The 456-nt window shown below is 71.9% G+C and carries 1 protein-coding gene; it reads right to left on the bottom strand.

The features are described 5' to 3' along the window. A partial coding sequence (locus HUW62_RS47765; protein WP_176438236.1) for a sigma-70 family RNA polymerase sigma factor occupies nucleotides 1-353 on the bottom strand: 353 nt, incomplete at its 3' end. Nucleotides 354-456: the final 103 nt, after the last annotated feature.

The following is a 456-nucleotide window of genomic DNA, read 5'->3' on the forward strand; positions in this document are numbered from 1 at the left end:
AGCTGGAGGGCCTCCGGGAGGGCGGGCACCGTCTCCGGCTCCGGGTCCGAGATGTCGTCCTCCAGGCGCCGCAGGCTCGCCTTGCGCTCCAGCCGCGTCCGGGCCCGGTTGCGAGCGATGGACAGGAGCCATGCCTCGAAGGCGCCGGCCTCCTTGAGCCGGGGGAGGGCGCGGAATGCCCGGACGAAGGTTTCCTGGATGACGTCTTCCACCTCGTCGGAGTCGAGCGGGGCGAACCCCGCCATCAGCCTCGCCACGAGGGGACGAGTGCGCCGGTACAGCTCACTGAAGGCGGAGGTCTCCCCACTCGCCGCGCGCCGCACCCATTCCGCCAGTCCCTCCGTGGAACCCACCTGTCCTCCTAGACCTCCGGAAGTGTCCGGTGGCCACGCGTCCGGCTCGACTGGCCCCTGAGCACGCCAGGAAGCGGGCGGGGCGGGGCGCTTCCTACTGGCT

Origin of the sequence: Myxococcus sp. AM011 (assembly GCF_013372595.1) — a bacterium.
GTDB classification, from domain to species: Bacteria; Myxococcota; Myxococcia; order Myxococcales; family Myxococcaceae; genus Myxococcus; species Myxococcus eversor.